This is a genomic window from Exiguobacterium sp. TDN 0502 (genome assembly GCF_050846835.1).
GTDB lineage: Bacteria > Bacillota > Bacilli > Exiguobacteriales > Exiguobacteriaceae > Exiguobacterium_A.
Map to the genome: position 1 here is coordinate 19051 of NZ_JBOZGJ010000001.1, position 26002 is coordinate 45052.

Here is a 26002-nt window from a genome sequence, read left to right on the forward strand (position 1 = left end):
ATATTTGTTAGCGACGTAGACGTGGATCGAACGCATCACGTAATCCATCTGCCAACATGTTGAAGCTGATCATGAGGAGTACGAGCACTGTCGAAGGAATAACGAGCAAGAATGGGAACGTTTTTAATTCTTTGTACCCTTCGTTGATCAATGTACCTAACGACGGCTGCGGTGGTGCAAGTCCTAACCCGATGAAACTTAAGAACGCTTCAAAGAAGATAGCTCCAGGAATCGTGAACATGAGTGAAATGATGATTGTGCCAAGTGTATTTGGAATCAAATGCTTAAAGACTAAACGTGCGCTAGAAGCACCAAGTGTCCGTGCAGCGAGAACAAATTCCTGGTTCTTAAGTTTCAGGATTTGACCGCGAACGAGTCGGCTCATCCCGATCCATCCTGTAATCGTCATCGCAAGGATGATCGTCGTGATCCCCGGTTCAAGAATGAGGATGAACAGGATGATCAGAATCAAGTTAGGGATTCCGGTCAGAATCTCAGCAATCCGTTGCATGATATTATCCACACGACCGCCGTAATAAGCGGAAATCCCACCGTATGTGACTCCGACGATGACATCGATAAGTGCTGCCACTAAACCGATGAAGAGTGAAATTTTTGTCCCTTCCCAAACACGTGACCATAAATCACGACCAAGGTGATCGGTACCGAACCAGAAGTTTTCTTTTACTTGCTTTTGCTCATAAAAATTGATTTCTGTCTCGCCAAGTGTTCCCACTCCATCAAAGCCAGCCCACTCCAGTCCCGAAATTTTAGGCGGAAGTTTAGCTTGTGTGATGGTTTGGGTATATGCATCTCTACCAGAGATTGCAGGACCTGCCAATGACATAACGGCAATCACTACGATCAAGACAAGAGAAATGATTGCTGCTTTGTTCTTGCGAAGACGCATCCAAGCATCCTGCCAGAAGTTTAAACTTTTACCGGCAATTCGTTCACCAGCTTGTTCGTTGAACTCAACGTGTTGAAACAGCGATGAATCAAACTGTTCCGCTTTTGCATTAGAATTTTGTTCAGCCATTATTTGTTACCCCCCAAACGAATCCGTGGATCAACGACACCGTACAGCAAGTCGACGACTAAAATCATGAGAATGAAGATTGCGGAGAAGAACAGCGTCGTACCCATGATGACCGTGTAGTCATTCTGAGTGATGGACGATACGAACAACTCACCAAGACCAGGTACAGCGAAGATTTTTTCAATGACGAAAGTCCCTGTAATTAATGCTGCTGTCATCGGTCCAAGAATCGTGATGGCTGGAATCAAGGCATTCCGAACCATGTGTTTCCAAGTGATCGATTGACCATCTAGGCCTTTTGCTTTAGCTAACGTGACGTAATCCTGACCTGTAACCTCAAGCATCTCCGTCCTTACGAACCGGGCAATCGAGGCGGTGACCCCAAGTGATAACGATACTGTCGGTAAAATCGTATGCGCTGGGCTTTCCCAGAACGCGACTGGCAAAACGCCCCATTTCACGCCGACATAGTATTGAAGGAGTGAGGCAAATACGAAGGACGGTACCGAAATTCCAAGTACTGAGATGAACATCGCACCGTAGTCGACAACCGTGTTGTGACGAAGTGCCGCAATGACACCGAGTACAAGTCCGAGAAGTACACCAAGTACAAGTGCTTGAACTCCGAGTTGAGCCGATGGTCCGATTCGTTCAGAAATCAGATCCGTTACCGGACGGCTGTCATATTTGAATGATACACCAAGATCTCCTTGGAACAGGTTGACCATGTAGGCTGCGTAACGCTGAGGCAGCGGATCATTCAAGTTGTACTTATCCCGAAGGATGTTCAACTGTTCAGGAGAAAGTTTCTCCTGGTTTTGGAACGGTGAACCTGGTAGCAGATCCATCAGGAAGAAAGTGAACGAAGCGATGAGTAAAAACGTCAGTACGCCGTAAACCAGGCGTTGAGCTAAATAACGGCCCATAAGATGGCACCCCCTATAAAGATTTTCTGTTTTTTTCGAAACATCAATAGAATCAGTATGACCCACAATTGTCGGAACATTCAAGAATTTTGTCATAAAAATTTAAAAATTCTTTTAAATTGTGCTTTGATTCGATGTCCGATCAGGCATTTTTTGAATTTCGCCCAATAGTCAGAATTTTTCGTTTGATTCCATTATACTTTGCTAACAAAGTAATTAGAACCACTTTTTTACGAAACTTTCACATTTCCGTTAAAAATGAGTTTCCGTTCATAAAAAGTAGTATAAAACAGGAGCGTACCCGAACTGATCAGGGGACGCTCCCATTCTCGATTACTTCACATCAACATATTTGTATTGGAAATCTGCTCCGAACAATTGACGGTTGAAATCTTTGACCGTCGGACGGACCAAGTATGCAGAACCCGCTTGATAAATAGGTGCAATTGCCTGATCTTTTTCAATCAATTGCGCTTCTGCTTGTTTGAAGAGATCCAGACGTTTATTTAAATCGGACTCTTCATTCGCCGCGTTCAATAATTTATCGTACGCTGCTGACTTATACTTGACGTCGTTCTGGCTGTTCGTTGATTCGAAGATCGAAAGGTTAGACATTGGATCCTGGTAATCCGGGCCCCAAAGTGAGTACGAAATCTGGTAGTTCCCTTTCGCTTCAAGATCAAGCTTATTCTTAAACGGCTGTTGTTTGATTTCTACGGTGACGTTCGGAAGGTTTTTCTCGATTTGTCCCTTCATGTACTCACCGATCTTCTTCGCATCTTCGCTATCAAACGAGAGAAGCTCCACAGTCGTCTTTTGATCGCCGTTTGCTTTTTTCCAAAGATCTGCCGCTTCTTTTCCATCCCGGTCGAACCAGTTGATGTCACTCGTATAGTCTTTACCTGATGCATCTTTGATAAAGTCTTTCGGAATGAAGCTTGTTGTTGGAATCGAACCGTTAGCAAGTAACGTATCTGTGATTCCTTTTGGATTGATGGCACGTGCAAGGGCTTTACGTGCATTTACATCTTTAAACGTCTCATCTTCGTTGTTGAATTTCAGATAAGCGATGGATGAACGAAGCGCTGTATTGAACTCAGGCTTCGATTTATACGCGACTACTTGCTCGGATGTCAGACCTGCATAGTCGATATCATTTGAATCATAGAGATTCGCTACTGTCGAAGAATCTTTAACGACACGGATAGTGACTTCGTCTAATTTGACAGCATCTTTATCCCAGTAGTTTTCGTTTTTCTTCAAAACGCGTTTTGAATCCGTTTTCCAAGATTCCCAAACGAAAGGACCGTTGTAAAGAAGTTTATCTGGTTTAAGTGAGAAGTCTTTTTCATTCTTTTTGTAGAAGTCTTCACTGATTGGTGTATACGTACCGAACGATGTCAAAGAGAGGAAATACGGTGCCGGACGCTCGAGCTTCACTTCTAGCGTCTTATCGTCGAGCGCTTTGACGCCGAGTTCATCGACAGATTTTTTACCTTGTGTCACATCAGAGCCGTTTTTTAACGTGTCAAAGATGTACGAGTAACCTGAACCTGTTTTTGGATCTGCTGCACGTTTCCATGCAAACTCAAAATCCTGAGCCTTGACCGGTGAGCCGTCTGACCATTTTGAATCACGAAGTGTAAATGTGTACGTCAAGTTATCACTTGAAATATCTGTTTTTTCTGCGAGTGCTGGAACCGCTTTTCCGTCTTTATCTAGGCGGTAAAGTCCTTCCATCGTGTTTCCGATCATGTTGAAGGCAACGGAGTCAGTTGCTTTCGCTGGGTCGACTGTTGTGATATCAGAAGTATCAGTCAAACGTAGATTTTTCTTTCCGTTTGTTGAACTCGTCTCTTTGTCTCCTCCGCCTGTCGAACATCCAGCAAGCACGGCGCTTCCTGCAAGCATGACGGATAAAGCGAGACCGACTGTTTTTTTCTTCATCGGTAAGTCATCTCCTTTTTAATTTTCAAGTTGCCATAATACCTATGACATCAATAACGTCTCGTTGAAACTACAATGTATTCCCCAAAATCCATTGACCTAGTTTCAAAAACTTAAACGAAGTGATAAATTGATTTTATGTGAGAATAGCATTAACGTCAAGTGAATAGTCACACTATTTGCTATTTTGCATCATCATCTTGTTACCGATTCGTAACTGGATTAAAAATTTCGTATACTAAATGTATCTATGCTCGTGAAGGGGGATTTTCATGCGAACCACCTATTTTCGACCTGTCATCATCGCGGTCGTACTTGTTCTGCTCTATACGATTTGGGCAACCGTCACTGATTCAACACATGGTATTTTATATCATCTGTCTGGCGGATTATTCATTGCTGGTTTTCTGTTGCTTGCCGTCGGCTTCTTCTCAAATATGTCCGCGAATGGTTTTTTCCGAGGAATGACAGCCGGATTTAAAAAACAACGGGAAGCCAAACTCCGGGAGATTGACGATGACTACTATGAAGATGATGATGAAGAGGAAGAAGTTCTTCGAAAAAAACAGCGCCAAGCTTCTGCCCGGACAAAACCCTATTTATCAAGTGGTTTGATTTTCATCGTTGTATCCCTGATCATCTCCTATTTTTAAGCGGAATCCACGTGACGCCTTATGCGAGGTATGATAAACTCAACCTAATGAAATAAGAAAACACGATGACAAAGAGTAGTAACTTAGAATCATCCCTTACAGAGAGTCCATGGTGCTGCGAATGGACAGGTGATGCCTGAGTGAATGGACTTTCGAGTGGCTGATTCGAATGAAGTAGAGTCAGATGGGTCTGCCCATTACAGCAAATGAAGCGGCTATGAAGATAGCAACTTGGGTGGCAACGCGATGACTCGTCCCTTGATTTTTCAAGGGGCGTTTTTTTATTGATTTTTACTATTTGGAGGGATTTCACTATGAAAACGATTTTCTCAGGTATTAAACCAACCGGAACGGTCACACTCGGTAATTACTTAGGTGCCATGAAGCATTTCGTGAACTTACAGGACGGTCATGATGCGTATTATTGTGTCGTTGACCTGCATTCCATCACGGTCGATATCGATCGTGTTGAACTGATGAACAATACACGTGCCCTTGCTGCACTTTATATCGCAAGTGGTCTGAACCCAGAAAAATCAACGATTTTTGTTCAATCGGAAGTTAAGGCGCACGCACAACTCGGCTGGATGCTGACATGTCTTTCCGGTATGGGTGAACTGGAACGGATGACACAGTATAAAGACAAATCACAAGGAAAAGACCGGATTGGAGCTGGTTTATTCGTCTATCCTACTCTCATGGCGGCAGACATTTTACTGTATGATGCGGAACTTGTACCTGTTGGCGACGATCAGAAACAGCATATCGAGTTGACGCGTGATTTAGCGCAACGCTTCAACAGCCGCTATTATGAGACATTCACTTTACCTGAACCAATCATCGCGGAATCTGGCGCCCGGATCATGAGTTTAACGACTCCGGAAAAGAAGATGTCAAAATCCGATCAAAATCCAAAAGGTTTCATCTCGATGCTTGACGCACCAGATGTCATCCGGAAAAAAGTCAAATCCGCTGTTACGGACTCGGAAGGCATCGTCAAGTTTGATCGTGAAAATAAGCCGGGTGTTTCGAATTTACTGGAAATCTATTCATTGCTCGCCGGTATCTCGATTCCAGCTCTTGAAGCAAAATATGAAGGGGCAAATTACGGGACATTCAAAGCAGATGTCGCAGAAGTAATCATCGCTGAACTCGAACCTATTCAACAACGTTATTATGAATTAATTGATTCGGAAGAGCTCGATCACATCCTCGACGCTGGTCGCGACCGCGCGGAAGCAGTCGCAGCCAAAAAACTCGCGAAGATTGAAAAAGCAATGGGATTACAACGCAAGCGTGCAAAAGTAAAAAAATAAGCTGAACGGGGTTGACTCAAAAAAGAATGACGCGTCTTTTCACGCCCTTTCCTCAGGCGAGACACAAGCCAGTTTTCCTGCTTCGTTCAAGCAGGAAAGCGGGTCTTGTTTGTCTCTGACAGCGCAAAAATGCGCTTTTTTCTGTAGGAGTGGCGTGTAATGAGTCATTCTTTTTTACGAGATAAGGGTGGCAGATCATCATCATTCTGCCACCCTTATCTTTGTAGAAACTGACTTTTGAGTCAGCCCCGTTCCATACAAAAAACTGCTCCCGGCTAAACCGGAAGCAGTTTTTATTTTGCTTATTTTCCTTCGATTGAAGCCCATTTGTATGAGAAGTCCGCGCCGAAGTTGTGCTCGACGACTCCTTTAACGTATGGTTTAACGAGGAATGCACGTCCACGCTGATAAACAGGTGAGATCGCTGCTGAATCAAGAAGGATTTTCTCAGCTTCTTGCAACTCAGACCAACGTTTTGCTGCATCTGTTTGTGTTTGTGCATCTTTGATGAGTTTATCGTACTCTTTATCTGACCATTTACCACGGTTGTATGGTCCGCCAGTGACGAAGAGATCGAGGAACGTCATTGGATCTTGATAGTCAGGACCCCAGCCTGCGAATGAGAACTGGAAGTCGCCTTTGTTCTCGAGGTCGAGTTTGTTTTTGAACGGTTGTTGTTTGATCGTAACCTTCATACCTGGAAGGTTTTTCTCAAGTTCACCTTTCAAGAACTCACCGATTTTCTTCGCATCGTCGCTATCATAGTTCAAGAGCTCGAGTTCAACCGATTTTTGACCGATTTCTTTTAAGCCCTCTTCCCAGAGTTTTTTCGCTTCGTCTGCATTGTATTCGTTGAATGTCGGATACTTCTCACGGAAGTCTTTACCATCAGCATCTTTCGCGAAATCTTTCGGTACGAGATAGTTCGCTGGAAGCGATCCGTTTGCAAGGATGACATCCGTGATTCCTTTTTTATTGTAACCCATGTCGATTGCACGACGGATTTTTTCGTTATCCAGTGCTTTTACCTTTGTATTGAGGTAAAGGTAGAAGATTGTTGATTCACCTTTAGTTTTGAAGTCTTTATTGTCCTTGAACTGAGCAACGAACTCAGACGATAGACCTGCACGGTCGATGTCGCCTTTTTCATACAAGTTAACGCCTGTTGCTACCTCTTTAACGACCTTAACGTTGATCGTTTTGAGTTTGACGTTATCTTTGTCCCAATAGTTATCGTTCTTGACCATTTTCCAGCCTTGCTCACGCGTCCATTCTGTTAACTTGAATGGTCCGTTGTAGAGGGACTTGTCGGCTGTTGAACCGAAGTTCTTACCGATTTTCTTCGAGAGTTCTTCTGATTTCGGCATGAATGGTCCGAAACCAGTGAGTCCGAGGAAGTAATCCGCTGGTGCTTTTAATTTTACTTCGAACGTTTTGTCATCGACTGCTTTAACGCCGACAGCATCACGATCGCCTTTTTTCGTATTGTACTCTTCTGCACCTTCGATGTTGTAGAAGACGTATGCATATTGTGACGCGTTTTCTGGGTTCAAGACTTCTTTCCATGCATATTCGAAGTCTTTTGCCGTAATTGGAGTACCGTCAGACCATTTCGCATCACGCAATTTGAACGTGTATGTTAATTTGTCATCCGATACCGTGTGACTTTCAGCGATACCTGGAGTCGGTTGCTGGTTTTCGTCAAGACGGTAAAGACCTTCCATCGTGTTGTTTAACACGTTGAACGAGACGGCATCTGTAGAAGTCGTCGGGTTAAGCGTCGGAATATCAGCTGACTCAATCAAATTGAGCGTTTGATCACTTGATTTTTTGTCTGAACCTGTGTCGCCCGAGTTGTTGTCTGAATCCGTAGTCGAACACGCTGCGAGGAACGCACTTGATACGAGAGCTACTGAGGTAGCTAGAGCAAAGCTTTTCTTCTTCATGTTACGATGACCCCCCTAGGTTTCTAAAAAAATATTACTATCAGGTTTTTGACCGAAAAAAAAAGAATTACTATATTCGAATCAAACCCTTCGTTACAAATAGTTTACAATGTTCTGATAATTTTGCAAACCTTTTATCGGATTTTTCTAAATATTTTTTCAAAAAATAACTGGGACCCTTCGAAAAAAAGGTCCCAGTTCCGTGATTATTTTAGAATTTTCATCGACCGAAGTAGGTATTCCGGTCCATAAATCGGCACTTCAATTCCTTGAATCGTGTCTGACACATATAATTTTTCAGTCGTCTGGTACAGAGGAACGATGACCGCATCCTGCCTGATCAGCCGTTCTTCCGCCTGGTGATATAAAGCTTTCTTCTTTTTCATATCCCGCGTCTGACGCGCTTTTTTGATCAGCCGGTCATAAGCATCCGATTGATAACCGACGGAATTTAACGGATTATCGGAAACGAATTGATTCAAATAAGCCAGTGGTCCCGGATAATCTGGCATCCAGCCGGTTAATGTCATGACGTATTGTCCGGACTGCTCCTTTTTGACTTTTTCTTCAATCGCGAGTGGTTTCAGCACGATATCAATGTCAGGTAGCTGTTTTTCAAGATACGATTCGAGTTGTTTTCCGATACGCATCGCCTGAGGGTCATCAAAATTCAGCATCTCGATCCGTTGTTTTTTTGTATTTCGTTGGTTTTTCTTTTGTTTCTCCACTTTTTCCGGCATCAAGACATTCGTATCCGTGACGACGAACCGGTCTGTTGGAATTCCGGCATATCCTAAAGGCAGTTGAATCGCCTCTTTGTCAGCTAACGCGGTCGCCATCCGGTGACGTAATTCAGCTTGGCGAAACGCTGTTTTTTTTTGATTGAATGCCATATAAAAGACACCGCTCCGCTTTTTTTGATAAGTCGGTCGTGATACTTGATCGTCCTGTGTCTCAACACTCTCCTGTAACGGGAGGATGGCAGCTGTACTGCTTTCATACGTACGCCACTGGGAAGGATGATCAGCGACGATCCGACTATCGACCTGTTCCACGGTGACAACATTCTGTTGATGGTACTGCTTATTTTTCTTTAAGGTATATCCGCTTTTGGTCATCGTCTCTAGCGTATAGGCTCCATTACCGACAAGTTTGCGCCAGTCTCCTGACTTCGGTTGTGGATAAAAGACCGACATGGCAAGTAATTCCTTCAAGTTCGTCACCGGTTGATTCAATGTGATGACCAGTTGATCCGTTCCTTTTGCCTTCACACCAAGCCGCTCCGGCTTCATTTCACCATCATTGACGGCTCGTCCGTTCTCGAATACTTCAAATAAAAAGCCGTAAGGTGAATTGGTTTCGTTCGCAGCGACACGGCGAAAGCTTTCCACGAATTGTTGTGCCGTGACGGGGCTACCGTCTGCATCCTTCGTTTCTTTTAACCGGATCGTATATGTCAGACGGTCTTTTGAAACGGACATTTCACGGGCTAATCCGCGCCGGACGGATGTTCCTGAAGTAAAGACGTATAATCCTTCGTATAGTTGCGCCAACAGCGTTTGTGAACGACTGTCCGTCGCAAGCGCAATATCCGATGTTTTCGGAAGCGATGATTCGATCAATTGAGCTTTCACCTGCTCGGGTTCGTTGGATTGTTTGGTTTCCGAAGGCAGCAGTGATCGGTATATGAGGATTGCGATGATGCTGACCACTAGAAGAATGATCAGTGTCACGATCCATGTTTTTTTCGTGATGTTCGTCATAGATGACTCCTTTCTGTATCAACACGCATTTCTCTATTGAATCAGAAATCCGACAAAAAAGCGACCCCTCGTCATACGAGCGGTCGCTTCGGTTACATTAAGCTTCGTACCGTTTGAAAACGAGTGATGCGTTGTGACCGCCAAACCCGAGTGAGTTGCTGAGCGCGTACTGGATTTCGACATTTCGTGCACCTTCTGTTACATAATCGAGATCACAGCCTTCGCTCGGTTGTTTGAGGTGAATGGTCGGGTGAACGGTCTGTTCCTGTAACGATTTAATCGTTGCAATCGCCTCGACTCCACCGGCTCCACCAAGCAAGTGTCCGATCATCGATTTCGTCGAGTTGACGACGAGTTGTTTCGCTTGTTCACCGAAGACACTGTAGATTGCTTTTGTTTCCAAGATATCGTTCATCGGCGTACTCGTTCCGTGCGCATTGATGTAGCCGACAGCTTCCGGTGCGATGCCCGCATCCTGAATCGCCATCGCCATCGCCCGTGCTCCACCGTCTCCATCTGGATCCGGAGCCGTAATGTGGTACGCATCCGCTGTTAATCCATATCCACTGACTTCCGCATAAATTTTAGCGCCACGTGCTACCGCATGCTCATATTCTTCAAGAATCAGGATGCCTGCCCCTTCTCCCATGACGAAACCGTCACGGCCTTCATCAAACGGACGGCTTGCCGTCTCCGGATCATGATTCGTCGACATCGCTTTGTTGGAACAGAAACCAGCAAACGCTAAGTTCGTGATCGGCGCTTCCGCTCCACCCGCAATCATGACATCCGCATCGCCACGTTCGATGACACGAAGTGCTTCTCCGATTGCATTCGTGCCTGAAGCACATGCTGTGACAGAACAGTTATTCGGTCCCTTAGCTCCGGTATAGATCGATACCTGACCGCTTGCCATGTTCGGGATCATCATCGGAATGAAAAACGGACTGACACGGCGGTGTCCGCGTTCAAAATAGATTTTCGCTTGTTTTTCGATCGTCTCCACGCCACCGATGCCTGATCCAATCCAGACCCCTGCGCGCTCCGCGATTGCTTTGATGTCGATTCCAGCATCCTCGACAGCTTCCATGCTTGCGACGAGTGAATAATGAACAAAACGGTCCATCTTCCGTGCTTCCTTCGCTTCGATGAATGCTGTGACATCGAAGTTCTGCAATTCGCCTGTGACCTTCGTCGGGTATTCATCGATGTCGAGACGTTCCATCGGACGAATTCCGTTCGTTCCTTCTTTCAGTGCTTCCCAAAATGTATTGGCATCATTCCCGATTGGTGTCAGTGCCCCGATTCCTGTGACTACAACGCGTTTTCTCATCATCTTATGTGTTCTCTCCTTTAGTCCAAGTAATGTATGCTGCTCCCCATGTCAATCCGGCACCAAATCCAGCAAGTACAAGTTTCGTACCTGGTGTCAGGCGTCCCTGCTGACGTGCTTCTTCAAGTGCGAGTGGGATTGAAGCAGCGGATGTATTCGCATGTTCATCGATTGTGACGATGACTTTCTCTTGCGGTATATGCAGTCGTTCGCACGCTGCATCGATGATTCGCAGGTTTGCCTGATGCGGAATCAAGATATCGATGTCTTCAAGCGTGCTGTCTGCTTTTTGAATGACCTTCTCAACGATTTCCGGTAATTTACGAACAGCGAACTTAAAGACTTCACGACCGTTCATCTCGATCGGTCCATCGATGTCTTTAAACAGTAGATGCGCTCCGCGCCCATCTGTTCCGAGTTCGAAAGCATTCAATCCTGCCTGTTCGGTTGGTCCGATGACGACAGCTCCTGCGCCGTCTCCGAACAAAATCGCAGTTGACCGGTCTGACCAGTCGACGATGCTTGACATCTTTTCAGCGCCGATGACAAGGGCATGTTTGCCTTCCACCGTTCCTAACATACTTGCCGCCGTTTGCAGTGCGAAAATGAAGCCACTGCATGCCGCACTGATATCGAATGCGGTCGCCCCTCTAGCCCCGAGACGTTCCTGAACGATACAGGCTGTAGAAGGAAATGCACGTCCTGTTGCCGTTCCGACGACGATCAATCCGATGTCCTCTACTGTCAATCCAGCATCATCCAGCGCTTTCTGAGCAGCTTCCGTCGCTAAGTCTGTCACATCGACATCATCGGCCGCGATCCGTCGTGCTCCTATTCCCGTCCGTGTCCGAATCCATTCATCACTCGTATCGAGCGTCGTTGCTAATTCATCATTCGTCACGCGGCGTGACGGCAAAGACGTTCCTAATCCTACAATCCCGATCTTCATAAGGCATCCCCTTTTGTTATTAGTATCTGGTACTAATATAAAGCGTTAATTCGCTTTTGTCAAAGAAAAAAGGAAGGACATGGTTTCCCGCGTCCTTCCTTCCACCTTACTCTGCTAATGTCCGAACGACTTCCATGACCATTTTAGCGGAATTGATTGACGCAATCTCGAGGAATTCATCAAACGAGAGTGACGCTTCTTCATTTGCGCTATCTGAAATCGAACGGGTTACGACGAACGGTACACCAAACTGATGACAGACTTGCGCGATTGGTGCGGCTTCCATCTCAACAGCTGTAACTTCAGGGAAGTGCGCCTTGATTTGAGCTGAACGTTCTGAATCATGGATGAAGGAATCACCTGTCGCGATCAATCCATGAACGACACGAATCGCGTCCATCCGTTCGATGACGGCTTCTGCTGTTGCAACAAGCTTAGGGTCGGCTTGATAGGCAGCTGGCATTCCAGGTACCTGACCGTACTCATATCCAAACGCTGTCACATCAACGTCATGGTGACGTACTTCTGTTGAGACGACGACGTCTCCGACTGTCAATCCTTCTTTGAATCCACCTGCTGATCCCGTGTTGATGACCGCACTCGGTTTATAGTGATCGAGCAGCAGTGTTGTACCGATTGCAGCATTGACTTTCCCGATGCCGGACTTTAAGATGACGACCGGTACACTGTTCAAGAGACCTTCATAAAAGTGATAATTTGCGATGACCGTATCTTTACGTTCCGATAATTCATTCCGTAATAAATTAACTTCCTCTTCCATAGCACCGATGATTGCGATTGGCATATTTCATTCCTCCATCATACAGAAAGCCGGATTGCTCCGGCTCCTGTCTTCTTTATTTGATTGATGTGATTTTGACTGCGTATTCACCGCCTGGAGCCGGGACAGAGACTTGATCTCCGACTTGATGGCCCATTAAGCTCTTCGCAATTGGTGATTCGTTCGAAATTTTTCCTGTAAACGGATCTGCTTCCGCACTCCCGACGATCGTGTACGTATCTTCTTCATTGTCTTCGACACTTAAGAAAGTGACTGTCGTTCCGATACTAACGACTGAGATATCTTTCTCTTCTTCCGAGATAATCGCAACGTTACGAAGCATCTCTTCGAGTTGAGCAATCCGGCCTTCGACCATTGCTTGCTCTTCTTTTGCCGAATCATACTCCGCGTTCTCTGAAAGGTCACCGAACGAACGGGCGATCTTGATGTTCTCGACGACTTCTTTCCGGCGGACTGACTTCAATTCATTCAATTCATTTTCAATGTTCGCTTTACCTTCAAGCGTCATGTAGTATTGTTTTTCTGCCATTTTTGTCACGCTCCTTTTTATTCCACTAGTATAGTATATTCACATCTTTTTTGGAATCAATATCCTCTTTGATCAAGTGCCGAGCGGTAATCAAGAATCGCACGGATCTTTGTCACGAGTAAATCGATTGCCACATGGTTTTCGCCACCTTCAGGCACGATGATGTCTGCGTAACGTTTTGTCGGTTCACAGAATTGCAAATGCATGGGACGGACGACGTTCGTATACTGCTCGACGACAGAATCAATGGAACGTCCCCGTTCATTGATATCCCGCTGCATCCGGCGAAGAATACGAACGTCAGCATCCGTATCGACGAATACCTTAATATCCATTAGTTCCCGTAACCGTTCGTCTTCAAGCGCCAAAATTCCTTCTACGATGATGACATCGCGTGGTTCAAGACGAATTGTTTCTTGAGCCCGTGTGTGGGCGACATAATCATATACCGGTTTTTCAACGGCAATGTTCTCACGGAGTGCCTGAATGTGTTCAATCAGTAGACCGTTATCGAATGCGAACGGATGATCATAGTTCGTCTGATACCGTTCCTCCATTGATAAGTCACTTTGATCTTTATAGTATGCGTCCTGCTCGATCATGACGATTGACTCGCTTGGAAACGCATCGACGAGCGAACGTGCTACCGTCGTTTTTCCTGAACCCGTTCCACCCGCTACGCCAATTACTACCGGTTTTTGCATGTCATTTGTTCCTCCATCATTTCGACTTCTTCCGGCTGACGGATACCCCGTCACCGAGCGGAAAAATCGTCGTATCATATTGTTCTTGTTCCATCATCCAGACCGTGAATTCCTTGACGAGACGTACGAGACGACGTCTTCTCCGATCAAACGTCTTCGGATCCGGCTCGAGGACATCTCCGTGTAAGAAAAGATTGTCCGTATAGAGCACACCACCCTCGGGAATGAGTCGACCATATCCGGCAAAGAATTTTTTATACTGTCCTTTGGCTGCATCGATGAAGACCGCATCGAACTGGTCCTCAAGGGTTTCGGCTAATTCTACTGCATCCCCAAAAATGATGTCAATCCGGTCTGCCACATCCGACCGGGCAATGAACCCTTTTGCCTCTTCGTACCGTTTCGCATTCCGTTCGATCGTCGTGATCCGCGCGTTTGGTAGCGCACGTGCCATCCGGATCGCACTATATCCGATTGCTGTACCGACTTCTAGAATACGTGTCGGCTGTTGCAAGCGCAAAAGCGATAATAAGACTTCAGAACCGGTCAGTTCGATGATCGGTATATGATGTTCTTCCGCATAATGCTCCATTTCTTCTAACAGAGCATCCCGTGGATGAATCATCGATTCGACATAGGTCGTGAAATCCTTCACGCCATTCACTCCTTCTTCCGCATAAACAGGTTGACTTGAAGCGAACTTCCCGCTTCAACCCAACCCGTTGCTCATTGCTCTTTACTCGCTTCGTATTCGACCCATTCCGGTTTATACTTGACGACGTTTCGTTGATGTTCTTCATATGTCTCTTCATAGAGAATCTGTCCGCGTGGATGTTTATCACTTGGCGGACGTGCGAAGAAATAGACATACTTCGTTTTATTCGGGTTTAAGACAGCTAATACGGAATCCTTGCTGACAGTTGAAATCGGACCGATTGGAATCCCTTCGTACTTATACGTGTTGTACTTCGAGTTATTTTCAAGATCCTTCAGTGTCGTTAAGGCCGTATTCTCACCTGTTCCGTACCAGACCGTTGGATCAGACTGCAGTTTCATACCGTCATCCAGACGGTTTTTAAAGACGCCGGCGATTTCTCGACGATCCTTTGGTGTTGCCGCTTCGCGCTCGACCATGGAACCGAGACTGAGTACTTCATGGAAGGTCATGCCTGATTTTCGAATTGCATCCTCGTTCTCATCATAGACCTTTTCAGTCTCATCGAGCATCGTTTCGACGATCTGATTGATGCTTTTTCCTTTGTCGAATTCATAGGTAGCCGGGAAGAGGTAACCTTCCAGTGCGTATAGGACACCCTTTTTCTTCACCTCATCCGTCAACATCGGATATTTTTCAATCAATCCATTGATGAATGTAGCATCCGTCAAATCCTTACGGACCGTCTCTTCTTTGAACTTCGTCGCTTTCGCAATCAATGCGATTTGCCGATCCATCGTGATACCTTCTGGTAATGTGATTTTCACATCAGCTGCCTTCATGACCGTACCCGTCTTCAATTCATCGATGATTTCATCCGGGGACATGGCTTGTGACAGGGTATACGTACCCGCTTGGAATGACGATTCATTTTTATAGCGGACGTAATAACGGAAAATCGTCTCGTTCGCAATCAAGTCTTTTTCCTTCAGTAAGGAAGCAATCGTACTCGTACCTGCCCCTAAAGGAATCTCAACTTTGACGGATTTCGTTGCTTCTTCATCGACCGGTTCCAGCGCATTTTTCAAAAAGACATAGATGACCGCACTGGTAACTAGAAAAATCGTCAACAATACAGAAAGGATGATCAGCGTAATCCGGCGCGATGTCCGGCGTCGCCTTTTTTCGACTTCAGCATTTTGCTTCCATTCGTTCTCCATCGGTTCCTCCTTCTTCTCTTAAAACAAGGTGACACCGTAAGAGAAACTCTCTTACGACGTCACCTGTCATGAGTCGGGTTAGTCTAACTGATCTTCGAGCGTGTTAAAGACTTCTTCGATTTCATCCCAAGTCGCTGTATCGTCTTCGTCGATCGGCACGAGGTTGAAGTCGTTGTCTCCATCACCGTATTCGTCGAGTTCGTAAACGAAGATATCGACTTCTTCTGCTTCGTCATAATCTGCTCCGATTGGCTCGAGGAAGATGTACGTCTTGCTCGAACGTGGGCTTTCGTAACGCAGACGTTCTACGAATTCGAAATCATTTCCTTCGCCGTCCGGAATTACGTAACGTGTTGGTTCATTCTGTTGCATCAGTGATCCGCTCCTTTAACGCAAGCTCGAGTTCATCCCAAGTTTGCTCATCATTTTCATCGATCAGGCTCAGTTCAAAATCATCTTCGCCTTCTCCATATTCATCAATCTCACAGATGATCAGATCATCCGCTCCTTCGTCAGGATTCCCGATCATTTCAAGAAACAGATAGGTCTTTCCTGTACGTTCACTCGAGTAACGGTACCATTCTTCGAAAAGATGCTCTCCGCCCTCTTCATCGGGGAAGAGATACTGACGTTTTTCTTCAGCCATCGGTTTCTCCTCCTTCATCGATTCGCCCGATCCAAATACGATTGCAGGATCATGACAGCTGCCATCTTATCGATGACTTGTTTTCGTTTCTTGCGGCTGACATCGGCATCGATCAGCATCCGTTCTGCTTGCATCGTCGTCAACCGTTCATCCATGAAGACGACTTCAAGCCCGGTATGCTGTTCGATTTCCTTCGCGAAGGCTTCACTCGCCTCCGCGCGGGGACCGATGGAACCGTTCATGTTTTTCGGAAGACCAATGACTAGGATTTCGACATTGTATGTCTTCATGATGACATCGAGCCGTTTGAAGGCTTCCGGGTAATCCGGTTCCGTCCACTTGACCGTCTCGACGCCTTGCGCCGTCCAGCCCATCAAGTCACTGACCGCTACTCCGATCGTCTTCGAACCGACATCTAGTCCCATTGCACGTTTCATTTTGAATTTCCACTCTCCGCCAAATAAGATTTCACGAGTTCTTCGAGCAATTCGTCGCGTTCAATCTTACGAATTAAGTTACGTGCGTCATTATGACGAGGAATGTAAGCAGGATCTCCAGATAGGAGATAGCCGACGATTTGGTTGATCGGATGATATCCTTTTTCTTCTAAAGCATGATAGACCGTCAACAACACATCACGTGTCGCTGCTTTGTTATCGTCTTCCGGGAAGTTGAATTTCATCGTTTGATCCATCTGACTCACGTTCATCACCTCTTTCATATACACTACGTTTCTATTATGCCAGTGATTGCACGTATTGTGAAGCGTACGCGAGTGCTTCTTCTAATTTCGACGCATCTTTCCCACCCGCTTGAGCCATGTCAGGGCGACCGCCACCGCCACCGCCGCAGCGTGTTGCGACTTCCTTGATCAATTTACCGGCATGGTATCCTTGGTCGATCAAATCTTTTGAGACGCTTGCGACGAGGTTGACTTTCTCACCTTGCGCACTGCCGAGTACGATGATTGCTGATCCGAGTGAGCTCTTCAACTCGTCCATCATGCCGCGAAGGGCATCCATATCGGAGACATCGACACGTTTCGCAAGAACACGGACACCGTTGATTTCTTCAACATCATCCTTAAGCGAAGCTGCTTCGATGTTCGCGAGTTTTGCTTGCAACGACTCGTTCGCCCGTTCTGTCTCACGGAGCTGTTGTTGCAGTGCTTCGATGCGGACAGGAACTTCCGTCGTCTTCGTCTTTAAGACAGCAGCTGCTTGTTCGAGTGTTTCTAAATGTTGGTTCATGACACGATACGCGCCTGCACCCGTTACCGCTTCGATTCGGCGAGTACCTGCACCGATACCGGACTCTGAAACGATTTTGAACAAGCCGATTTCGGCTGTGTTCCCGACGTGGATTCCGCCGCACAATTCAATTGAATATGTGCCGGCTGAGACGACACGGACCGTTTCACCGTATTTCTCACCGAACAACGCCATCGCGCCTTTTGCTTTTGCATCAGCAATGTTCATCTCTTCGATATCGACCGGTAGCGATGCCCAGATTGCTTGGTTGACGTCTTGTTCGATTTTCGTCAACTCTTCTTGTGTCACGGCACCGAAGTGTGAGAAGTCGAAGCGAAGACGTTCTGGCGAAACGAGTGATCCCGCCTGGTTAACGTGTGTTCCGAGCGTATCTTTCAATGCTTTGTGGAGCAAGTGTGTTGCCGTGTGGTTTTTCGTGACGGCTTTACGTTCTGCTGCTTCGACCGTTGCAACGACGTCTGCCGCTTCTGTCGCGATCCCTGTACGGACGATGACCGTATGCAAGTTTTGACCGTTTGGCGCTTTTTGAACATCTTTGACATCAAGAACGAAATCCTTGCCTTCGATAGTTCCTGTATCCGCGACTTCTCCACCACTTTCAGCGTAGAACGGTGTGATGTCGAGAATGACTTGTGCTTCTTCACCAGCAGCGACTTCTGTAACTCGTTCTCCATCATGCAACAATGCGATGATTTTCGCATCCGCCTTAAGGTCGGTATAGCCGACGAACGTACTTTTATCTTTTAGCGTCGAGAGGACTTCCGATTGCTGTTGCATCGAACCACTCTCTTCACGTGCTGCGCGCGCACGCTGACGTTGCGCATCCATCGCTAGTTTGAAGCCTTCCTCATCGACAGACATCTGATGATCTTCTGCATACTCGACTGTCAACTCAAGTGGGAAACCATACGTGTCATATAGACGGAACGCGTCTTCACCACTGATGACGTGCTCACCGTTTGCTTTAGAATTCTGAGCGACCGTGTTCAAGATTGCAAGACCGTCATGAAGTGTCTCGTGGAAACGCTCTTCTTCGTTTTTGATGACGCGTTTGATGAAGTCCGCTTTTTCCGGAACTTGTGGGTAGAAGTCGACCATGACGTTTCCGACCGTATCGACGAGTTCATACATGAACGGACGTTCGATCCCAAGCATCTTCGCATAACGAACCGCCCGGCGCAGTAAACGACGTAGGACGTATCCGCGACCTTCATTCGAAGGAAGCGCACCGTCACCGATCGCGAATGAAACCGTACGGATGTGGTCTGCGATGACTTTAAACGCCACATCAAGTTTCGAATCGTCACGGTAGATTTTACCGCTGATTTCTTCTGTTTTGTGAATGATCGGCATGAACAGATCCGTATCGAAGTTCGTCGGTACGTCCTGCATGACACATGCCATTCGTTCGAGTCCCATCCCTGTATCGATGTTTTTACGCGGAAGTTCCGTGTAATTGCCATGTCCATCGTGGTTGTATTGACTGAAGACGATATTCCAGATCTCAAGATAGCGTTCGTTTTCACCACCTGGGTAAAGTTCCGAATCGTTCGGATCATCTCCGAAAGCCGGTCCACGATCGAAGAAGATTTCCGTGTTCGGACCAGATGGACCTTCACCGATTTCCCAGAAGTTATCTTCTAGTGGAATGATTCGTTCAGCTGGTACGCCGAGTTCTAACCAGATTTGACGCGCTGCGTCATCTTCCGGGTGAATCGTGACCGAGAGACGTTCCGGATCAAGACCGTACCAGTCATCGCTCGTTAAGAGTTCCCAGCCCCATTTGATCGCATCTTCGCGGAAGTAATCACCGACAGAGAAGTTTCCGAGCATCTCGAAGAACGTATGGTGACGCGCTGTTTTCCCGACGTTTTCGATATCGTTCGTCCGGATTGATTTTTGTGCGTTGACGATACGTGGATTGTCAGGAATGACACGACCATCGAAATATTTTTTCAGTGTCGCAACACCCGAGTTGATCCACAAGAGCGATGGGTCTTCGACCGGTACGAGTGAAGCACTCGGTTCGATCGCATGCCCTTTGCTTTGGAAGAAATCAAGATACATCTGACGGATTTGTGCACCCGTTAATGGTTTTAGAGCTTTCATGAACAGTTACCCCCATTGGTTTTATTTGGACGCAAAAAAGCGATGTCTTCATCCCTGAAAAGGGACGAAAGCATCGCTTCCGTGGTACCACCCTCGTTCGTAAGCAATCCATTGCTTACCTCGAACATCTGATAACGGGGATGACCCGCAGGTGTTTACACCCGACTCCGGAAGGAGCTTCAAAGGGACTCAAGAAAGTGATTGCAGCAGATTCACTTCTCTCTGGACTCGAGTTACCCTTTTACTTATCTTCCATCAACGTGTTACGTCCATTCATCTATCGTGATTATTACCTATCGAACGACATCCGTCAAGTCTTTGTCACCCCGCCGAGTCGTTCAATCAATCGTGTCCGGCGCCGGGGTTCCTCTTCTTGCGACGCTTTATGGAACGCCCGCGGATCACCGAACAATAATAAACTCGACTTCGCCCGAGTGACCGCCGTATAAATCAGATTCCGGGAATGCTTGAACGCCCCCGTGAAATAGACCGGCATCAAAACGATTGGAAACTCGGACCCTTGTGCCTTATGGATCGTAATCGCATAAGCATGCGTGAATTGATCCCAGTCACTCCGGTTGTACTCGACTTCCGTCTGATCGAACCGGGCGATGATTTTATCGACTTTATCGACATTCTCTTTGGCGAAGAAAATGTTGACGATTTCTCCGATATCCCCGTTATAGACGTTTTCTTCCGCATTGTTGACGAGCTGGAGAATCTTATCCCCGGTCCGGTAAATCCGCGTACCTTGTTTGACTTCGCGTTTCTTCGGTTCTTCCGGGTTGTAGACGCGTTGCAAGGCGACATTTAATTCGTCGATTCCGACTTGACCACGGTAGGTCGGCGCGAGAACCTGGACATCGAATTTCGAATACCCTTTCGCGAGTGCTTTTTCCGCAAAGGCAGAAATACCGCGTAACGTCTCTTGCGGTGATGCGGTATAAAAGCGGCGGTCCGCGAGTGGGGCTAGTAAATCTGCAGACGTCGTCCGATTCTTCAAATCGTGCGCCAGTCGTAAGATCGAGGAATCTTCCGCTTGACGATGGACGACGTTCAATCGAACGACGGGAATCCCTTCCGTATCCATCAAGTCAGCGAGGACCTGTCCCGGACCAACGGACGGTAATTGATCGCGGTCACCGACGAACAGGATTTTCATTCCGTTCGGGACGGCACGGAGCAAACTCGATAACAAGTAGATATCAATCATCGATGACTCATCGATGATCAGTACCTTGCCCGTGATCGGCTGGTCCTCATTTAATTGGAAGTTTGTTCCGTCATACTTCAAGAGACGGTGAATCGTCATCGCTGGTACGTCTGTCGCTTCCGACAAGCGCTTTGCTGCGCGTCCGGTCGGTGCGACAAGGACATACGGATAAACATCTCCCGTCTTGACGCGACTTTTCTCAAGCGGCCAGTCATGAATTTCTTGCAACGCATGTAAAATTCCTTTGATGACGGTCGTCTTACCGGTACCCGGTCCACCGGTCAAGACCATCAGTGGCGCTTTGACGGCTAACTCGATCGCTTCTCTCTGTTGCGCGGCATATTCCATGCCGAACTGTTCTTCGAGGTGACCAATCGCTTCAAGGATCGTCGCGACATCGACTTCCTGTTCGGCGCCGTTTGCCATGACGCGTGCTAGTTCTTTTGCGGCCCGGACTTCTGCATAAAAGATCGTCGGCAGATACAAGCAACCTTCCTCAAGCTTGACCTTATCTTCAGCGAGTAACAGTTCGATCGCTTGTTCCAGCCGCTCTCCCGGGTCTTCACCTAATAAACGGGGGGCCCGTTGCAGCAATGAGTCAACTGTTGCAAAAGCATGTCCCTCGCCTGCTTCCTGTTCCAGTATGTGCATGATTGAAGCCGCGACACGCTCCGGATGTAAACCGACAAGTCCGAGGTGCGACGCGATATGATCAGCTGTCTTAAAACCAATCCCGTTCACTTCATACATTAAGGAATATGGATTCTCCCGAATCCGTGCCATGGCATCCCCTTCGTAAGCAGCATAAATCTTTGCAGCTAGTTTCGGCGTGACATCAAACGGTGCTAAAAACAGCATCAGCTGGTCGACACCATATAAGGTCGCGAGCCGACTCAAAATGATATCGGCTTGTTTTTGTTTTAATCCCGGAACCTGGTTGAGGACACGTTCGTCCTTCAAAATAAGATCCACTGCCTCTTCCCCGAGAGCATCGACGATATTTTTCGCTGTCTTCGGTCCAATGCCGGTGAACGAACCATTCGTCAAGAAGCGGACCGTTGCATGTTTGGTCATTGGAACCGAACGACGAATCAGTTCCGCCTTCAGTTGTTTCCCGAAGCGTGGATGATCAACGAGACGACCGAATGCTTGATACGTGCCTCCAAGCTCGATTCCGACACCGGTACCCGTCACGACGAGCTCGGTTTCTTTTAGCTCAAAATTCTTTTCTTTGACGGCAATCAATACAATGGAGTGTGCTTCTTCTTCAGAAGAAAAGAGCACACGTTTGACGCGCCCGACGACTTGATGGGGGTGCTCCATCACTCCACCTTCTTTCTCTCTTTTGCATTCGCTGCTTTCATCATAGCATTCGTTTACCGGATTTTAAATCAGGGAAAGATACCGTGAAACATTTCGTTACGAGGAGGAGTTCGAGAATGGCACGTTTACCGATTGCAGGATTATGTGAATTAGTACTGGAAGTCGAGGATATGGACCGCGCGGTCGGCTTTTGGAATGGGACACTGGGCATTCCGATCGTCGAACAATGGGCACCTGAGGACGCGGAACCAAGCAAGGAACAATCTAAGCAGGACGGCGTCTGGGCAACGTGGCTCTACATTGGTGGCAATACTCGACTCGGTCTGTGGCTGAAACGGGACTTTACAATGGAAGAACGGACCGTCAAACACTTACCAGTGTCCGAATGGGACACGTTGTACGATGAAGGTGGTGTCCATGTCCACTGTGCTTTCTACGTTGAGAAGGACGAGTTCCAGCAAGCCTTGAATCAACTGCGGGAAGCATCGATTACCGTGAAGCTCAGAGAATGGGACGAACAGGAGACATCGAATCAAAAAGAGCATTCTGCTTATTTCAAGGATACGGAAAATAACGTCATCGAACTGTACACGAAAAACATGGATGAAGCCTATGAAGATTTTTCTGGTCCTCCCCTCCGCGTCATCCGTGAAGTTGGGAATTGAATGAAACACAAAAAGACGACTCCGCAAGGAATCGTCTTTTTTGGATCAGTCTGCTTGTTTCAACAATGCATCCATCTTCGCTTTTGCATCCCGTGCGAGAGCATGTTCCGGCTGATAGGCAAGAACCGCTTCAAGTTCTGCATAACACGCTTCCTGTTGACCGAGGAAAGCAAGAGCAATCGCATAGTTGTACCGTGCATCCGTATGCGTTTCGTCAAGCATTAAGACGTGTTCGAACATTTCGACTGCTTCGTCCAACTTCTCGTTTTGCGCTAAGGCAAGTCCGTATTGGAACGCAATCTCGATGTCGACACCGTTCAATTCTGACGCGCGTTGCAAACGAGGTAAGCCGCGTACCGGATCACCGAGCTTTTGATACGTCATCCCGAGCATGAAATGGAGATCTGCATCGTCAAGCCCATATAATAAGGCTGCCCGCAATGATTCTTCTGCTTCGACCAGTTGATCAGCAGCAAAGAACAGCGCCCCTTTTGCATAATAGGCACTCGCGAACGTATTGTCGATCATCAGTGCTCGTTCGTAAAATCGGAGCGCACGATCGGCATCGTTCATCGATTGCAATAACGTGCCGAGATTGACATAAGCCGTCGGATCTTTTGGATTTTCTTCAATCGCGTCGTTAAACGCTTGCGCTGCTAACTCGTAATTCCCGGCTTCTAAATGCCGGAATCCTACTTCATTATAGTTCATCTTTATTTGCTCCTTACGCTAGATAAGCGAGGCGTTCGCCTGCTTTATACGCTGCATCGATCGTCGCACCACCGAGGCAGATATCTCCATCATAGAATACGACCGCTTGTCCTGGTGTAATCGCCCGTTGCCGTTCGTCAAACGAAACGTCGAGTCCATCTTCGAGGACACGAACCGTGACGGCTGTATCTTGTTGACGGTAACGGAATTTCGCCGTACAACGGAATGTCTCACCGACCGGACGTTCAGATGTCCAACTGACATCTGAAGCAAGCAATCCTTCCGAATACAGCAATTCGTTATGGAATCCTTGATCGACATAGAGAATGTTCTCGTTTAGGTTTTTCCCGACGACGAACCAAGGTTCTCCGTCGCCACCAATGCCGAGTCCATGGCGTTGTCCCATCGTATAGTACATCAACCCATCGTGACGTCCCATGACGTTCCCGTCAAGCGTCCGCATCTCACCTGGTTGTGCCGGTAGATATTGACCAAGAAACTGTTTGAAGTTCCGCTCCCCGATGAAGCAGATGCCCGTCGAGTCTTTTTTCTTCGCTGTCGCGAGGTTCGCTTCTTCTGCAATCCGGCGTACTTCTGATTTTTCCATGTGACCGATCGGGAACATCGCCTTCGCGATCTGTTCTTGCGACAATTGGTTCAAGAAATACGTTTGGTCCTTGTTCGCATCGACACCTCGAAGCAATTTGTGTTCTCCGTCTTCATAGACGGCACGCGCATAATGTCCTGTCGCGACGAAATCGGCACCCAGGCGCATCGCGTGATCGAGGAAGGCTTTGAACTTGATTTCCTTGTTACACATGACGTCCGGATTCGGTGTCCGCCCGAGTTTATATTCATCGAGGAAGTACGTGAAAACTTTATCCCAGTACTCTTTCTCGAAATTGACCGCATAATACGGAATGCCGATTTGATTGGCTACCGCGATGACGTCTTCATAATCTTCCGTCGCCGTACAAAAGCCGTTCTCATCCGTGTCATCCCAGTTTTTCATGAAGATTCCGATGACGTTATAGCCTTGCTCTTTTAATAAATGAGCTGTCACGGAGGAATCAACACCGCCCGACATCCCAACGACGACTGTCGTTTCGCTCGGGGCTTTCGCTCGTGTATTCATTTACTTCACCTCTTCGTTAATTCTGAAACGATTTTACGACATCTTGCAAGGCTTGTGCGAGTAGTTCGACTTGCCGGGCATCATTTCCGTGACCGAAACTGATCCGGACCGATGCTCGTGTCCGTTCATCTTCACCGTACATCGCGGATAAGACATGCGAAGGTTCGACGGATCCTGCCGTACATGCACTCCCGCTCGATACCGCCATCTGACGCATATCGAGCATGATCAAGAACGGTTCGATCTCGATCCGTGGGAAATAGAGATTGAGGACGTTAGGTAATCCCTCTTCCCCGTTGACTTCGTAAGTGACGCCACTTTCATCCAAACGCGTTAGCAAAACGCTGCGCAACTGTTTGATGTGGTCCTGTTGTTGATCACGCTCTGCGATCATCAGTTCGAGCGCTTTCGCTAAACCGACGATGCCCGGTACGTTCTCTGTACCAGCGCGACGCTTGCGTTCCTGTTCTCCTCCGAACGTGTGAGGGGCTAACTTCACACCGGTCCGCGCGTACAATAACCCGATTCCTTTTGGACCGTTGATCTTATGACCAGACGCGGATAAGAGATCGACCTGTAACGCTTCGACATCGATTGCTTGTTTGCCGAACACTTGCACCGCGTCCGTATGGAACAAAATACCGCGTTCTCGTAAAAATTGACCGAATGCTGCAATCGGCTGGATCGTTCCGACTTCATTGTTACCGAACATGATCGAAACGAGTGTCGTATCTTCCCGGACTGCTTCCTTTAAGGCATCGAGCGAGACGACGCCTGTTGCTGGTACATCGAGATACGTCACGTCATAGCCTTGTTTTTCCAGCGCTTTAAACGCATGGAGCACGGCATGATGTTCAAACCGTGTCGTAATGAGATGACGCCCTTTTTCACGCGCCGCCTCAGCTGCACCCAAAATCGCATAATTATCCGATTCCGTCCCGCCGCTCGTAAAAATCAGTTCAGTTGGTTTGGCGTTCAATTCCTGTGCGATTTGCCGGCGCGCTTTGTCAATTGCTGCCCGAGCAGACCGACCAGCCGCGTGAACACTTGATGGATTTCCATACTGTTCGAGCAAATAAGGCGTCATCGCCGCAAGGACTTCCGGACGCATCGGCGTCGTTGCCGAATGGTCAAAGTAATTCATTCA

24 protein-coding genes and 2 other annotated features are annotated in these 26002 nt (G+C 47.2%); of the genes, 3 read left to right on the forward strand and 21 right to left on the reverse strand.

The window, feature by feature from the left end:
• Positions 1 to 7 precede the first annotated feature (7 nt).
• From opp3C to ACRPK8_RS00135, 3 genes are all read right to left on the reverse strand, one after another.
• Positions 8 to 1039, reverse strand: coding sequence for an oligopeptide ABC transporter permease (gene opp3C / locus ACRPK8_RS00125; protein ID WP_432236387.1), 1032 nt, complete (start codon positions 1037 to 1039; stop codon positions 8 to 10).
• Positions 1039 to 1965 carry an oligopeptide ABC transporter permease gene (gene opp3b / locus ACRPK8_RS00130; protein WP_432236388.1) on the reverse strand — a complete coding sequence of 309 codons (927 nt, stop codon included), beginning with the start codon at positions 1963 to 1965 and terminating at the stop codon, positions 1039 to 1041. Before opp3b ends, opp3C begins: the two co-directional genes overlap by 1 nt.
• A gap of 333 nt (positions 1966 to 2298) precedes the next feature.
• Positions 2299 to 3912 carry a peptide ABC transporter substrate-binding protein gene (locus tag ACRPK8_RS00135; RefSeq protein WP_432236389.1) on the reverse strand — a complete coding sequence of 538 codons (1614 nt, stop codon included), beginning with the start codon at positions 3910 to 3912 and terminating at the stop codon, positions 2299 to 2301.
• Positions 3913 to 4184: 272 nt separating this feature from the next.
• Here ACRPK8_RS00135 and ACRPK8_RS00140 point away from each other — a divergent pair, with 272 nt between their 5' ends.
• Positions 4185 to 4565, forward strand: coding sequence for a DUF3899 domain-containing protein (locus tag ACRPK8_RS00140; RefSeq protein ID WP_432236390.1), 381 nt, complete (start codon positions 4185 to 4187; stop codon positions 4563 to 4565).
• Between the two features lie 56 nt (positions 4566 to 4621).
• Positions 4622 to 4827 (forward strand) — a binding site (T-box leader).
• Between the two features lie 52 nt (positions 4828 to 4879).
• Entirely contained in the window at positions 4880 to 5881 is a 1002-nt protein-coding gene (trpS, locus tag ACRPK8_RS00145) for a tryptophan--tRNA ligase (RefSeq protein WP_432236391.1), read from the forward strand.
• Between the two features lie 302 nt (positions 5882 to 6183).
• Here trpS and ACRPK8_RS00150 read toward each other — a convergent pair whose 3' ends face one another.
• The 15 genes from ACRPK8_RS00150 to recD2 all read right to left on the reverse strand — a co-directional run bounded on the left by ACRPK8_RS00150 (position 6184) and on the right by recD2 (position 22344).
• Positions 6184 to 7827, reverse strand: a complete 1644-nt coding sequence (locus ACRPK8_RS00150) for a peptide ABC transporter substrate-binding protein (protein ID WP_432236392.1) — start codon at positions 7825 to 7827, stop codon at positions 6184 to 6186.
• 206 nt (positions 7828 to 8033) lie between these two features.
• The gene (locus ACRPK8_RS00155) at positions 8034 to 9590 is read right to left on the reverse strand and encodes a peptide ABC transporter substrate-binding protein (protein WP_432236393.1); all 1557 of its coding nucleotides are present in this window, start codon (positions 9588 to 9590) and stop codon (positions 8034 to 8036) included.
• Between the two features lie 97 nt (positions 9591 to 9687).
• Positions 9688 to 10926: a beta-ketoacyl-ACP synthase II gene (gene fabF / locus ACRPK8_RS00160; protein ID WP_432236394.1), complete on the reverse strand. Its 1239-nt coding sequence runs from the start codon at positions 10924 to 10926 to the stop codon at positions 9688 to 9690.
• 1 nt (position 10927) lies between these two features.
• Positions 10928 to 11872: a beta-ketoacyl-ACP synthase III gene (locus tag ACRPK8_RS00165; protein WP_432236395.1), complete on the reverse strand. Its 945-nt coding sequence runs from the start codon at positions 11870 to 11872 to the stop codon at positions 10928 to 10930.
• 106 nt (positions 11873 to 11978) lie between these two features.
• Positions 11979 to 12677 (reverse strand): 5'-methylthioadenosine/S-adenosylhomocysteine nucleosidase, encoded by a 699-nt coding sequence (gene mtnN / locus ACRPK8_RS00170; protein ID WP_432236396.1) that lies wholly within the window; start codon positions 12675 to 12677, stop codon positions 11979 to 11981.
• 52 nt (positions 12678 to 12729) lie between these two features.
• Positions 12730 to 13203: a transcription elongation factor GreA gene (greA, locus tag ACRPK8_RS00175; RefSeq protein WP_023468904.1), complete on the reverse strand. Its 474-nt coding sequence runs from the start codon at positions 13201 to 13203 to the stop codon at positions 12730 to 12732.
• A 56-nt stretch (positions 13204 to 13259) separates the two neighbouring features.
• Positions 13260 to 13907 carry a uridine kinase gene (gene udk / locus ACRPK8_RS00180; RefSeq protein ID WP_432236397.1) on the reverse strand — a complete coding sequence of 216 codons (648 nt, stop codon included), beginning with the start codon at positions 13905 to 13907 and terminating at the stop codon, positions 13260 to 13262.
• A 16-nt stretch (positions 13908 to 13923) separates the two neighbouring features.
• Complete coding sequence (locus tag ACRPK8_RS00185; protein ID WP_432236887.1) at positions 13924 to 14532, reverse strand: O-methyltransferase; 609 nt, start codon at positions 14530 to 14532, stop codon at positions 13924 to 13926.
• 101 nt (positions 14533 to 14633) lie between these two features.
• Entirely contained in the window at positions 14634 to 15782 is a 1149-nt protein-coding gene (gene mltG / locus ACRPK8_RS00190; protein ID WP_432236398.1) for an endolytic transglycosylase MltG, read from the reverse strand.
• Between the two features lie 78 nt (positions 15783 to 15860).
• The gene (locus tag ACRPK8_RS00195; RefSeq protein WP_023468908.1) at positions 15861 to 16154 is read right to left on the reverse strand and encodes a DUF1292 domain-containing protein; all 294 of its coding nucleotides are present in this window, start codon (positions 16152 to 16154) and stop codon (positions 15861 to 15863) included.
• Positions 16141 to 16428 (reverse strand): DUF1292 domain-containing protein, encoded by a 288-nt coding sequence (locus ACRPK8_RS00200; RefSeq protein ID WP_023468909.1) that lies wholly within the window; start codon positions 16426 to 16428, stop codon positions 16141 to 16143. Before ACRPK8_RS00200 ends, ACRPK8_RS00195 begins: the two co-directional genes overlap by 14 nt.
• A gap of 14 nt (positions 16429 to 16442) precedes the next feature.
• The gene (ruvX, locus tag ACRPK8_RS00205; protein WP_432236399.1) at positions 16443 to 16865 is read right to left on the reverse strand and encodes a Holliday junction resolvase RuvX; all 423 of its coding nucleotides are present in this window, start codon (positions 16863 to 16865) and stop codon (positions 16443 to 16445) included.
• Complete coding sequence (locus tag ACRPK8_RS00210) at positions 16862 to 17131, reverse strand: IreB family regulatory phosphoprotein (RefSeq protein ID WP_029342229.1); 270 nt, start codon at positions 17129 to 17131, stop codon at positions 16862 to 16864. Before ACRPK8_RS00210 ends, ruvX begins: the two co-directional genes overlap by 4 nt.
• A gap of 34 nt (positions 17132 to 17165) precedes the next feature.
• Positions 17166 to 19808 (reverse strand): alanine--tRNA ligase, encoded by a 2643-nt coding sequence (alaS, locus tag ACRPK8_RS00215; protein ID WP_432236400.1) that lies wholly within the window; start codon positions 19806 to 19808, stop codon positions 17166 to 17168.
• A gap of 57 nt (positions 19809 to 19865) precedes the next feature.
• Positions 19866 to 20076: a binding site (T-box leader), on the reverse strand.
• Between the two features lie 42 nt (positions 20077 to 20118).
• Positions 20119 to 22344: an SF1B family DNA helicase RecD2 gene (gene recD2, locus ACRPK8_RS00220; protein WP_432236401.1), complete on the reverse strand. Its 2226-nt coding sequence runs from the start codon at positions 22342 to 22344 to the stop codon at positions 20119 to 20121.
• Positions 22345 to 22460: 116 nt separating this feature from the next.
• On the opposite strand from recD2, the gene ACRPK8_RS00225 reads away from it, so the two are divergent.
• The gene (locus ACRPK8_RS00225) at positions 22461 to 23009 is read left to right on the forward strand and encodes a VOC family protein (RefSeq protein ID WP_214859649.1); all 549 of its coding nucleotides are present in this window, start codon (positions 22461 to 22463) and stop codon (positions 23007 to 23009) included.
• 45 nt (positions 23010 to 23054) lie between these two features.
• Here ACRPK8_RS00225 and ACRPK8_RS00230 read toward each other — a convergent pair whose 3' ends face one another.
• The 3 genes from ACRPK8_RS00230 to ACRPK8_RS00240 are packed head-to-tail and all read right to left on the reverse strand — an operon-like array spanning position 23055 to position 25999.
• The gene (locus tag ACRPK8_RS00230) at positions 23055 to 23720 is read right to left on the reverse strand and encodes a tetratricopeptide repeat protein (RefSeq protein WP_432236402.1); all 666 of its coding nucleotides are present in this window, start codon (positions 23718 to 23720) and stop codon (positions 23055 to 23057) included.
• Between the two features lie 13 nt (positions 23721 to 23733).
• On the reverse strand, positions 23734 to 24855 hold the full coding sequence (gene mnmA / locus ACRPK8_RS00235) for a tRNA 2-thiouridine(34) synthase MnmA (protein WP_432236403.1): 1122 nt from the start codon (positions 24853 to 24855) through the stop codon (positions 23734 to 23736).
• Positions 24856 to 24871: 16 nt separating this feature from the next.
• Positions 24872 to 25999, reverse strand: a complete 1128-nt coding sequence (locus ACRPK8_RS00240) for a cysteine desulfurase family protein (RefSeq protein WP_432236404.1) — start codon at positions 25997 to 25999, stop codon at positions 24872 to 24874.
• Positions 26000 to 26002 lie beyond the last annotated feature (3 nt).